Source organism: Spiractinospora alimapuensis, assembly GCF_018437505.1.
In the GTDB taxonomy this organism is placed as follows: domain Bacteria; phylum Actinomycetota; class Actinomycetes; order Streptosporangiales; family Streptosporangiaceae; genus Spiractinospora; species Spiractinospora alimapuensis.
The window spans coordinates 5747559-5759929 of sequence record NZ_CP072467.1 but is presented as its reverse complement, the minus strand read 5'-3'; the positions used below and the strand labels follow the sequence as shown (position 1 = coordinate 5759929).

The 12371-nt window shown below is 71.7% G+C and carries 16 protein-coding genes; 9 read left to right on the top strand and 7 right to left on the bottom strand.

The annotated features are described in order from the left end of the window. Positions 1 to 29 precede the first annotated feature (29 nt). On the bottom strand, positions 30 to 1010 hold the full coding sequence (locus J4H86_RS26710) for an ABC transporter substrate-binding protein (RefSeq protein WP_236541062.1): 981 nt from the start codon (positions 1008 to 1010) through the stop codon (positions 30 to 32). A 179-nt stretch (positions 1011 to 1189) separates the two neighbouring features. Here J4H86_RS26710 and J4H86_RS26705 point away from each other — a divergent pair, with 179 nt between their 5' ends. The 8 genes from J4H86_RS26705 (at position 1190) to J4H86_RS26670 (ending at position 8282) form a co-directional block, all read left to right on the top strand. Further along, on the top strand, positions 1190 to 2248 hold the full coding sequence (locus J4H86_RS26705) for a FecCD family ABC transporter permease (RefSeq protein ID WP_394356425.1): 1059 nt from the start codon (positions 1190 to 1192) through the stop codon (positions 2246 to 2248). Then, a complete protein-coding gene (locus J4H86_RS26700) occupies positions 2245 to 3375 on the top strand; it encodes a FecCD family ABC transporter permease (RefSeq protein ID WP_236541061.1) in 1131 nt (376 codons plus the stop codon). The genes J4H86_RS26705 and J4H86_RS26700 overlap by 4 nt, the downstream gene beginning before the upstream one ends. After that, entirely contained in the window at positions 3372 to 4184 is an 813-nt protein-coding gene (locus tag J4H86_RS26695; RefSeq protein WP_236541060.1) for an ABC transporter ATP-binding protein, read from the top strand. Before J4H86_RS26700 ends, J4H86_RS26695 begins: the two co-directional genes overlap by 4 nt. A 412-nt stretch (positions 4185 to 4596) precedes the next feature. Next, entirely contained in the window at positions 4597 to 4785 is a 189-nt protein-coding gene (locus J4H86_RS26690) for a DUF397 domain-containing protein (protein WP_236541059.1), read from the top strand. Positions 4786 to 4871: 86 nt separating this feature from the next. Further along, positions 4872 to 5255: an ArsR/SmtB family transcription factor gene (locus tag J4H86_RS26685; RefSeq protein ID WP_394356424.1), complete on the top strand. Its 384-nt coding sequence runs from the start codon at positions 4872 to 4874 to the stop codon at positions 5253 to 5255. Then, positions 5248 to 7230 (top strand): heavy metal translocating P-type ATPase, encoded by a 1983-nt coding sequence (locus tag J4H86_RS26680; protein WP_236541058.1) that lies wholly within the window; start codon positions 5248 to 5250, stop codon positions 7228 to 7230. The genes J4H86_RS26685 and J4H86_RS26680 overlap by 8 nt, the downstream gene beginning before the upstream one ends. Positions 7231 to 7349: 119 nt before the next feature. After that, positions 7350 to 7736: a DUF2255 family protein gene (locus tag J4H86_RS26675; RefSeq protein WP_236541057.1), complete on the top strand. Its 387-nt coding sequence runs from the start codon at positions 7350 to 7352 to the stop codon at positions 7734 to 7736. An 87-nt stretch (positions 7737 to 7823) separates the two neighbouring features. Further along, positions 7824 to 8282, top strand: a complete 459-nt coding sequence (locus J4H86_RS26670; RefSeq protein WP_236541056.1) for a YbhB/YbcL family Raf kinase inhibitor-like protein — start codon at positions 7824 to 7826, stop codon at positions 8280 to 8282. 38 nt (positions 8283 to 8320) lie between these two features. On the opposite strand, the gene J4H86_RS26665 is transcribed toward J4H86_RS26670, so the two are convergent. From J4H86_RS26665 to J4H86_RS26645, 6 genes are all read right to left on the bottom strand, one after another. Continuing rightward, positions 8321 to 8512 carry a hypothetical protein gene (locus tag J4H86_RS26665; protein ID WP_236541055.1) on the bottom strand — a complete coding sequence of 64 codons (192 nt, stop codon included), beginning with the start codon at positions 8510 to 8512 and terminating at the stop codon, positions 8321 to 8323. A gap of 70 nt (positions 8513 to 8582) precedes the next feature. After that, positions 8583 to 8930: a DoxX family protein gene (locus J4H86_RS26660; RefSeq protein ID WP_330932460.1), complete on the bottom strand. Its 348-nt coding sequence runs from the start codon at positions 8928 to 8930 to the stop codon at positions 8583 to 8585. A 125-nt stretch (positions 8931 to 9055) separates the two neighbouring features. Continuing rightward, a complete protein-coding gene (locus J4H86_RS26655; protein WP_236541054.1) occupies positions 9056 to 9253 on the bottom strand; it encodes a ferredoxin in 198 nt (65 codons plus the stop codon). Then, positions 9250 to 9588, bottom strand: a complete 339-nt coding sequence (locus J4H86_RS27510) for a cytochrome P450 (protein ID WP_330932544.1) — start codon at positions 9586 to 9588, stop codon at positions 9250 to 9252. The genes J4H86_RS26655 and J4H86_RS27510 overlap by 4 nt, the downstream gene beginning before the upstream one ends. Continuing rightward, positions 9509 to 10456 (bottom strand): cytochrome P450 family protein, encoded by a 948-nt coding sequence (locus tag J4H86_RS26650; protein WP_330932547.1) that lies wholly within the window; start codon positions 10454 to 10456, stop codon positions 9509 to 9511. The genes J4H86_RS27510 and J4H86_RS26650 overlap by 80 nt, the downstream gene beginning before the upstream one ends. A 39-nt stretch (positions 10457 to 10495) precedes the next feature. Continuing rightward, on the bottom strand, positions 10496 to 11119 hold the full coding sequence (locus J4H86_RS26645; RefSeq protein ID WP_236541053.1) for a TetR/AcrR family transcriptional regulator: 624 nt from the start codon (positions 11117 to 11119) through the stop codon (positions 10496 to 10498). 228 nt (positions 11120 to 11347) lie between these two features. Between J4H86_RS26645 and J4H86_RS26640 the strand changes: the two genes are divergently transcribed. Further along, the gene (locus J4H86_RS26640) at positions 11348 to 12256 is read left to right on the top strand and encodes a LysR family transcriptional regulator (protein WP_236541052.1); all 909 of its coding nucleotides are present in this window, start codon (positions 11348 to 11350) and stop codon (positions 12254 to 12256) included. The last annotated feature ends 115 nt before the right edge of the window (positions 12257 to 12371 follow it).

The following is a 12371-nucleotide window of genomic DNA, read 5'->3' as shown; positions in this document are numbered from 1 at the left end:
GCGGTGGTGGGGTGACGAGCCCCGGGCGGTCAGGCCTGGACGTCGAACAGGTCGGCGATCTCGTCGAGGACGCTGTTGGCCCCGGGGAGACTCACGGAGCTGACCCACACCTCGTCGTTCACCTCGTGCTGCTCCCCCTCCAACTGGGACCACAGCGGGTTCCCGGTGAAGTCCTGCGCCTTCTCCTCCGACTCCCCGGCGCCGTCGTCCCAGGTGGAGACCATGATGTGGTCGGCGTCGAGGTCCAGGATCTCCTCCTGGCTCAGGTTCACCGCGATCTCACCCTCGGCGGCATCGGGAGCTTCCTCCGGAATCCCCAGTCCCACGTCGGCCTGGATGATCCCGGGGTAGGACTCGGGGGCGTAGAGCCGCACGGTGGGCTCGCCGGCGAAGCGGGCGAGGGTCATCGTCGGCATGTCGCCACCGTTGGCCGCGGCGATCTCCTCGCCGAGGGCGGCGGCGCGTTCCTCGTAGTCGTCGACCTGCTCCCGTGCGAGGTCCGAGCGGCCCAGGGCCTCGCCCGCCAGCAGGTGGTTCTCCTTCCACGTGGCCCCGGTGGTCTCGGAGAACACGGTGGGGGCGATGGCGTCGAGCTGGTCGTAGACGTCCTCGTGCCGCACCTTCGCCGAGAGGATCAGGTCCGGCTCCAACGCGGCGATGGCGGCGAGGTCGGGCGCCTCGAGCGTGCCCACCACCTCGGCGTCGCCGGCGTAGGTCTGTCCGTCCTCGCCGAGGTAGTCCCGGATATCGCCGCTGTCGGCGTAGTCGGTGCGGCCGATGACCTCGGCCTCCAGCGCGATGGCGGAGTCGAGATAGGTAGTGTCGAGTGCGACCACCGTCTCCGGGACCTCGGGGATCTCCGTCTCCCCCATCGCGTGTTCGACCGTGAGCGGGTAGTCCCCGTCGCCCGCGGGGGTTTCGTCGCCTTCGGCGTCCGTCCCGCACGCCGCGGTGAGGAGGAGGGCGATCACGCCGCCGGCGACCGGCAGGTGGTGACGAGCTGAGGGCATGGTGACCCTTTCCTGAGTCGAGGAATGACACGGCAATGAGTTAGGTTTGTCTTGCCTAAGATAATCATCCGCGATCAGGAAGTATGTGGGCCTGTGACCGCATATGTCCACACGTGGCCCGCAAATGAGACGAGGGTCGCTCTCCGCCCTCCCGTGGCCTGGACAAGGAGCCACCGACCGTGACACTGGCCGATCCCGCCGCGTCCCCCGCGGCGCCGGGGATGGCGCGTTCGTTCGGGTCACCGCGCGTGCGGCGTCCCCTTGGCCTGGCCGCGCTGGTCGTCCTGTTGGCGCTATGCGTCGCCGCGGGCGTCCTGTTCGGCAGTAGGACGCTCGCGCCGGCCGAGGTGTGGGCGGCGCTGACGGCGCCGGACGGCGGGGAGGCATCCACCGTCGTGTGGTCGCTGCGCGTTCCCCGCACCGCGCTGGGGATCGTGGTCGGGGCCGCCCTGGGCGCGGCCGGCGTCCTGATGCAGAGCCACACCCGCAACCCCATCGCCGAACCGGGTCTCCTCGGGGTGAGCTCCGGAGCGGCGTTGGGCGTAGTGCTGGGCGTGTACCTGTTCGGCATCACGGAACTGACCGGATACATCTGGCTGGCCATCGGCGCCGCCGGGCTCACGGCCGCCGTGGTGTTCGCCGTCGCCTCCGCTGGCAGCCGGGGCCCCACCCCCGTGACGCTGGTCCTGGCCGGTGCGGCGATGACGGCGCTTCTGACCGGCTGCACCTCGGCGATCGTGCTCCTGGACCAGGCCAGCCTCGAGGTGTACCGGTTCTGGCGTGTCGGCTCGCTCGCGGGACGCCCGGTGGAGGTGCTGTGGCAGGTACTGCCGTTCGTCGCGGCCGGGCTCGCCCTCGCCGTGGCCAACGCGCCCGGCCTGAACGCGCTCGCCCTCGGCGACGACGTCGCCACCTCGCTGGGGCAGCGGGTGCGACTGACCCGCGCGGTCGGGGTCCTCGGGGTCGCGCTGCTGACGGGCGCGGCAGTGGCCGCCGCCGGACCGATCGCCTTCCTCGGGCTCGCCGCTCCCCACATCGCCCGCGCCGTGACGGGCCTGGACCACCGGTGGTTGTTGCCGTTCGCGACGCTCCTGGGTGCCTGTCTCATCCTGGTGGCCGACGTGATCGGACGCGTCATCCGGGGCAACGGCGAGGTCGAGGTCGGGATCGTGCTCGCGGTCCTCGGCGGGCCGTTCTTCATCGTGCTGATCCGCAGGAGCCGGGTGATCGCGTCGTGACCGCCACCAGCGAGCCCACGGGCGACCTCGCCGCGTCGACGTCCCCGGCCACCGGCGACTACCGTCCGCCCGGTCGGCGGGTCCTGCGGGTTGGCCGTGTCTCGTGGGCGTGGCACCCGCGCGGCGCGCTGGTGTGCGCGGCGCTGGTCGGGGTCCTGGCGGTGGTGTTCGTGCGGGCGTTGTTGTCCTTCGACGACTATCCGATGGGCACCTCCGACGTCCTCGCGGTCCTCCTGGGGGGCGGGGACGGTGGCCAACGGTTCGTCGTGTTCGAGCTGCGTATGCCCCGCGCGTTGACCGGTGCGCTGGTTGGCGCGGCGCTCGGGCTCGCCGGGGCGATCCTGCAGAGCCTCGCGCGCAACCCGTTGGCCAGCCCGGACACGCTGGGCATCGGTTGGGGCGCGTCGGTGGGTGCGGTCGCCGTGATCGTGCTGGGCGGGAGCGCGGGCGGGATCAGTGGCGCGGTCGCCCAGGTCGGGGTACCGATGGGGGCGGCCGTCGGGGGGCTCGCGGCGGCGGTGGTCGTCTTCGGTCTGTCCTGGCGGTCCGGAGTCCAGAGCAACCGGCTGCTCCTGGTCGGCGTCGCCACGTCATTGGTCTGCAGCAACCTTGTCTACTGGGCTCTGACCTGGACCGACCTGCAGGACGCGGCCCGCGCGCAGACATGGCTCACCGGCAGTCTGCACGCGGCGGACTGGGACCGCGTCGCGACCGCCACGGTGGCGCTCGCCGTACTGCTTCCCCTGTCCCTGGGGGCGGCACGTGTCGTGTTCGCGCTCGGTCTCGGGGACGACACCGCGCGCGGCCTGGGCGTGCGGGTGAACGGAGCGCGGCTCGGGCTGCTGGTGGGCGCGGCCCTGCTCACCTGTGCGGCGACGGCGGCCGCCGGTCCCATCACCTTCGTGGCGTTGGCGGCACCCCAGATCGCGTTGCGACTCTGCCGTACCCCGCAGCCGCCGCTGCTGGCGGCGACCCTGCTCGGGGGTGTCCTCACCCTGGCGGCGGACCAGGTGGCGGCCGGTCTGTTCGCCCCCACACAGCTCCCGGTGGGCATCTTCACCGCGATCCTGGGCGCCCCGTTCCTCATGTACCTGATCGTCGCCCGGCACCGGGAGGGCCGCCTGTGACACCCGAACCGACTCTCGCCACCGCCGGACCACGTCTGCGCGCGGAGGCCACCACGCTCGGCTACGGCGACCACGTCGTCGTGGATCGCCTCGACTTCGGGGTCGCGGACGGCGCGGTGACCGCGATCATCGGCCCCAATGGGTGTGGGAAGTCGACACTGCTCCGTGCGTTGGGCCGGCTGCTGCGTCCCACGTCCGGGCAGGTGGCGCTGGACGGGCGCCCCCTGTCCTCCATTCCCCCGCGGGAAGTGGCGCGCACGATCGCCGTTCTCCCGCAGAGTCCGCAGGCCCCGCCGGGACTCACCGTCGGCGACCTCGTCTCCCGCGGACGCCATCCGCACCAGGCGTGGTATCGCCAGTGGTCATCGACGGACGCCGACGTCGTGGCCGACGCGCTGGGGATGACGGGCATGTTGGAGTTCGCGACCCGCCCCCTGGACCAACTGTCCGGTGGCCAACGCCAACGCGCGTGGATCTCCATGGCCCTGGCCCAGGGGACCGATCTTCTCCTGCTCGACGAGCCGACCACCTATCTGGATCTGTCCCACCAGATCGAGGTGCTGGACCTCGTGGCCACGCTCAACCGCGACCATGGGCGCACCGTGGTGATGGTGCTGCACGACCTGAACATGGCCGCGCGCTACGCGGACCTCCTTGTCGCGATGCGCGGGGGTGAGATCCGGGCGAGCGGCCCGCCGGCCGAAGTCCTCACGCCCGGCCTGGTGGCCGAGATCTTCGGCCTCGACTGCACCGTCATTCCCGACCCGGTGACGGCCGGCCCTCTGGTCGTTCCGATCGGCACGCGCTGACCGAGGCGATTCCTCCGGTTTCTCCACACTCGTCGGAGTTTCTCTTCACTCATCGGGTTTGTGGTGCTTTCATTGTGTCGGTGGACTCACCCTCCGCCGTGGCGGGGGTGGTCCCGCACCGCGACGCTCCGGCGGAGGCATCTCCGGTATCCCCCTGGAGCCGTTCGCTCGTTGGCGCGGATGAGGTGGTGGTGGAGTCAGCGCTGCCGTGGGGCTGTTGTGGCGAGTGACGTCGGGGGTTCGTGGTGTCGGGAGTGGGCACCCGCGAACCCCGGCGGGGACACCAGCTTTCCGCTCGCGGTCGACGGTCCTGATCGTCCCGGTTCGTGTGGGTGAGGGGTATCAGCGGCCCCCGAACCGTGCGGCGCGCTCCTCTCCTGTCCTCATCACGACAGATTCAAGGAGACGCAGGATGCTTGACGACACGTGGGCCAAATCCAGTTTCAGTACCGGCGGGGACGCGAACTGCGTCGAGTGCCGCACGGCGGCGCGCCGGGTCCTGGTCCGCGACTCCCAGCACCCCGACCGTGGCCAGCTCAGCGTCTCCCACCGGGAGTGGCGCGCGTTCCTCCGCGTGGTACGCCACGACGAGCGGATCTGAGTCGACCGGCCGGGCGGGGAACCGTCCGGCGGTCGGTGTCCACGCACCTGTGGCAATCAATCGCCCGTTCGGAATATGATCGCCGTATGGCGATGAGAAATTCGGGGGTGTGTCCCGAAGAAAACGACGACGACCTGGGTGCCGCGGAGGCTCTGTTCCACAGTCTCTCCGACGGCACCCGGCTCGCGATCGTCCGACGGTTGGCCCAGGACGAGGCGCGCGTGGCCGACCTGGTGGACCAGTTGGGACTCGCGCAGTCCACCGTGTCCAAGCACGTGGCCTGTCTACGGGACTGCGGGCTGGTCGACGGTCGCCCCGAGGGGCGCCAGGTGTTCTACTCCCTGACCAGACCGGAACTGTTGGAGCTGTTGGCCGCCGCCGAGGTCGTGCTGGTGGCGACGGGGAACGCGGTCGCGCTGTGCCCCAACTACGGGACCGACAGCCGAGCCTCGGGAGCGGGTGGTGAGTGACGCCTGCGGTTGCGACGCCGAGGAGTCCGCGGACGCGACGGGCGAGCCGGCCCCCGCCCGGCTGTGGGAGGTCCGAGAGATCCGGTTCGCCGGCGTCGCGGCGGCACTGCTGGGGGCCGGATACGGAGCCGGATGGGCGGGGGCTCCCGACGCGCTGGGCCTGGTCCTGACCACCGCCGCGCTCGCGGTCGCCGGGTGGACGTTCGTCCCGGGCACGCTGCGCCGTCTGGCGCGGGGCCGCATCGGTGTGGGCACGTTGATGACGGTCGCCGCCGTCGGAGCCGTGGCGCTGGGCGAGGTCGGCGAGGCCGCGATGCTGGCCGTGCTCTACACCATCGCGGAGGGACTGGAGGAGTACTCGGTGGCGCGGGCCCGCAGGGGGCTGCGCGCGCTGTTGGACCTGGTTCCGGCCAAGGCCACCGTACTGCGGGCCGGCGTCCAGAGGGACGTCGATCCCGCCGCGATCGTCGTCGGCGACACCTTGGTGGTTCGCCCGGGCGAACGGCTGGCCACCGACGGGACCGTCACCTCGGGTCGGAGCGCTCTGGACACCTCCGCCATCACCGGCGAGTCGGTCCCAGTGGCGGTCGGTCCCGACGACGAGGCCCTCGCCGGATCCATCAACGGCGCCGGCGCGCTGGAGGTGGCCGTGACCGCCACGGCCGCCGACAACTCCCTCGCCCGCATCGTGTCCATCGTCGAGGCGGAGCAGTCCCGCCGGGGTACGGGGCAGCGGCTGGCCGACCGGGTCGCCCGGCCACTCGTCCCCGGGGTGATGATCGCCGCCGCACTGATCGCTGCGGTGGGTTCTTTCCTCGGTGATCCGGTGACCTGGATCGAACGCGCGCTGGTCGTGTTGGTCGCGGCCTCACCGTGTGCTCTGGCCATCTCCGTTCCGGTCACCGTGGTCGCCGCGATCGGCGCCGCCACCAAGCACGGCACCCTGGTCAAGGGCGGCGCCGCGCTCGAGGCGATGGGCCGCGTGCGGACCGTGGCGTTGGACAAGACCGGAACCCTGACCCGCAATCGGCCCACCGTGATCGAGACCGTGGCCGCCCCGGGTCACACGCGCGAGGAGGTTCTCGTCGTCGCCTCCGCCTTGGAGGCGCGCAGCGAGCACCCCCTCGCCTCCGCGATCGTGGCCGCCGCCGCGAACTCCGCGGACTCCCCACCACACGGACCGGAGCGGGCCACCGACGTCGAGTCGGTCGTCGGCTCCGGGCTCACCGGATCGCTGCGGGGGCGTGCTGTCCGCCTGGGCCGGCCCGGCTGGCTCGACCCCGGCACGCTGGCGGCGGAGGTGGCGCGGATGCAGCGATCCGGCGCGACCGTCGTCCTGGTCGAGCGCGACACCACTCTGCTGGGAGCCATCGCGGTCCGCGACGAGCTGCGCCCCGAGGCACCGGACGTCGTGGCGTCCCTGCGCGGGTCCGGCTACCGCGTGGTGATGCTCACCGGGGACAACGCCGCCACCGCCGCGGCGCTGGCGACACGGGCCGGTATCGACGCCGACGCGGTGCACGCCGCGCTGCGCCCCGAGGACAAGGCGCGCGCCGTCGAGGACCTGCGGCGAGGCGGGCCGGTCGCCATGGTCGGTGACGGTGTCAACGACGCCCCTGCCCTGGCGACCGCCGACCTCGGCGTCGCGATGGGCGCGGCGGGCACCGACGTCGCCATCGAGACGGCGGACGTCGCCCTGATGGGTGAGGACCTGCGACATCTCCCCCGGGTACTCGCCCACGCCCGACGCTCTCGGTCGATCATGTGGCAGAGCGTGGGGCTGTCCCTCGCCATCATCGTCGGCCTGATGCCCTTGGCACTGTTGGGCGTACTGGGCCTCGCCGCCGTGGTCCTCGTGCACGAGGTCGCGGAAGTGCTCGTCATCGGTAACGGCATCCGCGCTGGACGCAACCCGCGACTGGGGCTGGAGACCGGCCCCCAGGCGACACCCGTCCCGGCGAGCGCGGGCCGGTGACCCGGGGGCTGGTTTTACCGAGAACGGAGACGGCCATCACGCGCGACCGGCCGTCAGCGGGCATGGGGAAGAGAGAACCCGTCCCGCCCCACTGGGACCCCACACGCGGAGGAGACGCCATGGCCACGTGGACCAGCGACGAGATCGACCGGATCGCCGACACCGACGAGCTGCGCCTGGCGTCGCTCCGGGTCGACGACACCCTGCGTCGGCCGACCACCATGTGGGTGGTGCGCCACGGCGACGACCTGTACGTGCGCGCCGTCAACGGTCCGACCGCGCGCTGGTTCCAGGGCACGCGGGACCGCCACGAGGCCCACATCGACGTCGGCGGTCTGGAGAAGGACGTCTCGCTCGTCGACGCCGACCACGCGATCGACGACGAGATCGACGCGGCGTACCGTGCGAAGTATCACCGCTATCCCCCGGACATCGTCGGCTCCGTCGTCACTCCGCAGGCGCGCGCGACCACGACCCGACTGGTGCCCCACCAGTCAGCCCGCTGAACAGGAGTGCCCTGGGCGTCCCCGGGCCGCCGCCCACGGCCAAGGGATCCCTGGGCTAGGTTGGGGCGGCGAAGGAGGTTGGCCCCCATGGCTCTGAATATCAAGGACCTGACGATCACCAGCCCGGACGTCCCCGCGGACGGCCGGATGGCGGACCGGCACGCCCGCGACCGGGAGAATCTCGCTCCCCGCCTCCGTGTCACCGGCGTCCCCGAGGGAACCGCCGAACTCGCGATCGTGTGTCACGACCCCGACGCCCCGCGCCCGTGGGGATTCACGCACTGGACGTTGTACGGGGTGCCCGCCGACACCACCGAGATCGGCCCCGACGCGGACGCGCGTTTCCGCCCCGGCGACAACGGATTCGGCGACCAGGGGTACGGCGGACCCCGCCCCCCGGCCGGACACGGTCCCCACCACTACTACTTCTGGGTGTACGCCCTGAGCCGCCCAGTCGAGGGAACCCCGTCCCTGCGGGACTTCCTCGACGACTACGGTGACGCGGTCATCGAACAGAACCGCGTCGTCGGCGTGTACGAACGCTGAGCGCGGCCTGTGGGACCCGGACCTCTCAACGGATGCGGTTATCCCGTCCGGTCGGACTCGGCGCACTCGTCGCAGGCGCAGGGGTTGGCTTGGGAGAGGGCGCCGCAGCGGTCGCACCGGCGGAAGCTTTGGGGGTTCCCGAGTTCCAGGTGCCGGTAGGCGTGGCCTCGGCGCACACAGTCCGCCAGCGACCCCCGGGGGCGCGGGAGGACCACAGGGTCGTCGTCCATAGGCGTCACCATAGCGCGCTCCCGCACCCCCGCAGGGGCGAACGTCCGGGGAAGAGCGCCGAAACGGCACTCAGGTGGCGGTCACTCCCAGGGCGAGTGCCGCGACGACCGGGGCCGCGTAGAAAAGCGGCACGGGAACGTGGGTGAACACACGGGCCCGCACGATCGTGGCCACGGCGCCGGTGAAGTAGAGCACCAGGCCGATCCCGGCCGCGACTCCCACGGCGGGAACGGCGAGACCGACCAACAACCCGACCGCGCCCAGCGCCTTCGCCGTGGCGAGCCAGGGCCACCAGGAGCGGGGAACCCCGTACCGCACCAGACCCGCGGTGACCACGCTGGCGTTCAGGTACAGCGCCCCGGCGGAGAACCCGACCATCGCGGCGGCGACGAGGGTGAGGATGACATAGGCGGACATGATCGCGCGCTCCTTCGGCCAGTGAACAAATCGGTGACACCCCCGTGATTGGGGGCGTCACCGGTTGGACACCAGCCGGGAGACGAATGTGACGGTCATGACCGAACTCGCCCCGCGCCGCCGGACTAGGAGGGGGCGACGGTGATCGCTCCCGCCGGGCAGAGGTCGGCGGCCCGGCGGGCGGCGAGCTGACTGTCCGTCGGGGGCTCCTCGGTGCGCAGGACGACGCGGCCGTGCTCAGTGTCCTGGTCGAACACCTCGGGGGCGGTGAGCGCGCACATCCCCGCCCCGACGCACACCTCCCGGTCGGTCCGCAGCCTCATGGCGCCTCGCTCTCCCACGTGACGGGCAGCCGGTGCACACCGTAGATCGCCATCTCGTCCCGGGTGGGCACCTCCTCTTCGGGGACGGCGAGTCGCAGGGTCGGGAATCGGGCGAAGAGGGCGGAGAACGCGACGTGCATCTCCACGCGGGCGAGCTGCTGGCCCAGGCACTGGTGGATGCCGTGGCCGAAGGCGAGGTGACCGCTGGTGGAGCGCTGGGTGTCCGGGGTGTCCGCCGCGTCGAACCGCTCGGGGTCACGGTTGGCCGCCGCGATCGACACGGTCACCGTCTCCCCCGCCCGGACCCGCTCCCCTCCCAGGTCCAGGTCCTCCAGGGCGGTGCGGACGGTGTAGGGGACGACACTCAGGTAGCGGAGTAGCTCCTCGACGACGGCGGGGGCCTGTTCGGGATCGTCGCAGCCGGGCGACCTGGTCGGGGTGGCGCAGCAACAGCATCGTTCCGAGCCCGAGCATGTTGGCGGTGGTGTCCAGGCCCGCGCCCAGCAACATGAACGCGATGTTGACGAGTTCGTCGTCCTCGAGTTCACCCCCGGCGACCAGGCCGCTGAGCAGGTCGTCCGTTGGCTCGGCGCGCTTGTTCTCCACGAGGCCGGCGAGGAGACCGTGCATCTCGGTGTAGGCCCGCATCTTTTCGTCGCGTGTGGCGTCGACCCGGAACACCGCCGCGACGGCGCGTTCGAAGCGGTCCACGGCGTCGCCGGGTACGCCGAGGAGTTCCCCGATCACCAGGGCGGGGATCGGCGCCGCGAACGCCCGCACGAGATCGATCGGAGGCCCGTGTCGCTCCATCTCGTCGAGGTAGTGGCTGGTGATCTCCTCCACGCGTTCGGTGAGCCGTCGCATCCGGCGCACGGTGAACTCGCCGGTCAGCAGACGGCGATAGTGGGTGTGCTCCGGCGGGTCGTGCGCCACGAACACCCCCCGTGGGGCGGGTCGCGCCGGAGTGGGGTCGGCGCCGGGAGACGGATCGTGCCGTATGTCGGCCCGGACGCTGAAACGTTGGTCCGCCAGGACCTCGCGGACCAACGTGTGACTCGTCACCAACCAGCCGACGTGGCCGTCGGAGTAGGACAGGCGGCTGATCGGCTTCTCGTCGCGCAGGCGGGCGAGTTCCTCCGGGGGGTCGAACGGATTGGGGCGGATCGTCGGCAGTGGCGCCGTCCCAGGTGTGGTCTCGGTCATCGTGACGCTCCTTCGATGCTCGCGGTTTCGGACGGTGGCTCAGTGGTCGACACCGAGCGGCTGGAAACGCGTCTCCCGCAGCACCGCGAGGAAGAACCGTTCGGCCTCCTCCACCGTGCTGCCGTGGGGGTTGGTGGTCAGATGCATCAGGACGGCGCCGGCGAGTAGTTTGCGGACGACCTCGAGGTCGGTGTCCTCGGGAAACCGACCGCGGTCCCGCTCGCGGAGGAGAACCTCGCGGACCATGGCGTTGCGCGGCTCGACACTGACGGCGCGGAACGCGGCCGCGAACTCGGGGTGGTCGTGACCCACCCCCAACAGCCGCAGTGTCAGCGTGCGGATCCCGGCGTTTTCCGGCCCCTCGAGCGCCAGCGCCCACCACCGGAGCAGCTCCTCCAAGTCCCGTGGCGCGGGCAGTTCCTGCTCCGGCTGGTAGCGGTACACCCAGTGAATCGCCGCGATGAGCAGCTCGGTCTTCCCGGGGTAACGGCGGTAGATGGTCGGGCGGCTCACGCCGGCCCGCCTGGCGACCCGGTCCACACTGACGCCGTCGAGCCCCTCCTCCAGCAACAGGTCGGCGGCGGCCTCGAGGATGGCCGCGTCCGCCTCGGTACTACGGGGTCGGCCGGCGTGGGGCGGAGGGTGGTGTTCCTTCTGCGTCATACAGAAAAATTACAATACAGTACTGTAATTTATCAACCGGGTCCTCCTCCGCGGAGTCGACACCACGCGGCAGCGTCCCTCAGCGGCCCGACCATCAGGTATGTTTCGCCGTGTCCGGACACGACAGCGCCCGGACCTGGGCGTGCTCGTGATCGAGCGTGGGCGGTGCGGAGAACGGACGGCGCGTGCGATGCGGTTCGCCCGCATCCCGATCGTGAGGAAGGCCGCGTGGAACGTAAGCATCTGGAGTACTTCCTCGCGGTCGCGAGCCACGGCAGCATCACCAGTGCCGCCAACTCCCTGCACGTCGCCCAGCCCTCACTGTCCTACGCGATCGGGGTCCTGGAGCGGGAGGTGGGATCCCCCCTGTTCCGCCGCATCGGCCGCGGGGTGGTGCTGACCCCCGTGGGCGAGGCTCTGCTGGGGCCGGCCCGTCAGGTGTTGCACGACTTCATGCGGGTGCAGACGGCCGCGCAGCGGGTGGCGGGCCTGGTCTCCGGGCGGCTCGACATCTCCGCCGTCACGACCCTGGCGGTCGACCCGCTCGCCTCCTACGTGGGCGCGTTCCGGAACCAACATCCCGGAGTGGAGTTCCGCATCCTCGACGCGGAGAGCGCGGCGGCGACCGTCGACCTGGTCCGCCGTGGGCAGTGCGAGGTCGGGTTCACCGAACACGGCATCCCCACCGCCGGTATGCGGGTGCTCGACCTTCCGCGGCAGGAGGTCCTCGCCGTCCTCCCACCCTCCGCCGCCCCACCGGAGGACCCGCTACCACTCAGCACGCTCGCCGAGCTCGACCTGGTCACGACCCCGCACGGCACCACCACCCGCAGTGCGCTGGACAGGGCGCTCGCGCTCACCGGCACCTCGCCGCGAATCGCGGTGGAGACCACGCACCGCGCCGCGATCATCCCCTTGGTGATCGCCGGCGCCGGCGCGACTCTGCTGCCCCGCCGCCTCGCGATGGAGGCGGCGGAACTCGGCGCCGTCGTCGTCCGCCTCGACCCGCCCCTCGCCCGGCGCGGTGTGCTCGTCTGGCCGCCGGGCCCGTTGTCACCCGCGGCCCAGGCCTTCGTCGACCTCGTGTCGGCCTGGCCACCGGCGGACGACACCGACGACAGCGCCCACCCGGCCTGATCCGTCCGACGCTCACGCCTCTCATACGCGACCGGGCCCGGCGGACCATCGGCGAGGCGAGCACGGCATGGGCGGTGACGGGCAGCCGGACAGTGCCCGGGAACCGTGTGCCGAG

Excerpts from the sequence above, each read along its gene's own strand:
- J4H86_RS26675 (WP_236541057.1), top strand. The coding sequence starts at position 7,350 with ATGGCCACGTGGACCAGCGACGAGATCGACCGGATCGCCGACACCGAC.
- J4H86_RS26670 (WP_236541056.1), top strand. The coding sequence starts at position 7,824 with ATGGCTCTGAATATCAAGGACCTGACGATCACCAGCCCGGACGTCCCC.
- J4H86_RS26665 (WP_236541055.1), bottom strand. The coding sequence starts at position 8,512 with ATGGACGACGACCCTGTGGTCCTCCCGCGCCCCCGGGGGTCGCTGGCG.
- J4H86_RS26660 (WP_330932460.1), bottom strand. The coding sequence starts at position 8,930 with ATGTCCGCCTATGTCATCCTCACCCTCGTCGCCGCCGCGATGGTCGGG.
- J4H86_RS26690 (WP_236541059.1), top strand. The coding sequence starts at position 4,597 with ATGCTTGACGACACGTGGGCCAAATCCAGTTTCAGTACCGGCGGGGAC.
- J4H86_RS26655 (WP_236541054.1), bottom strand. The coding sequence starts at position 9,253 with ATGAGGCTGCGGACCGACCGGGAGGTGTGCGTCGGGGCGGGGATGTGC.
- J4H86_RS26650 (WP_330932547.1), bottom strand. The coding sequence starts at position 10,456 with ATGACCGAGACCACACCTGGGACGGCGCCACTGCCGACGATCCGCCCC.
- J4H86_RS26645 (WP_236541053.1), bottom strand. The coding sequence starts at position 11,119 with ATGACGCAGAAGGAACACCACCCTCCGCCCCACGCCGGCCGACCCCGT.
- J4H86_RS26685 (WP_394356424.1), top strand. The coding sequence starts at position 4,872 with ATGGCGATGAGAAATTCGGGGGTGTGTCCCGAAGAAAACGACGACGAC.
- J4H86_RS26710 (WP_236541062.1), bottom strand. The coding sequence starts at position 1,010 with ATGCCCTCAGCTCGTCACCACCTGCCGGTCGCCGGCGGCGTGATCGCC.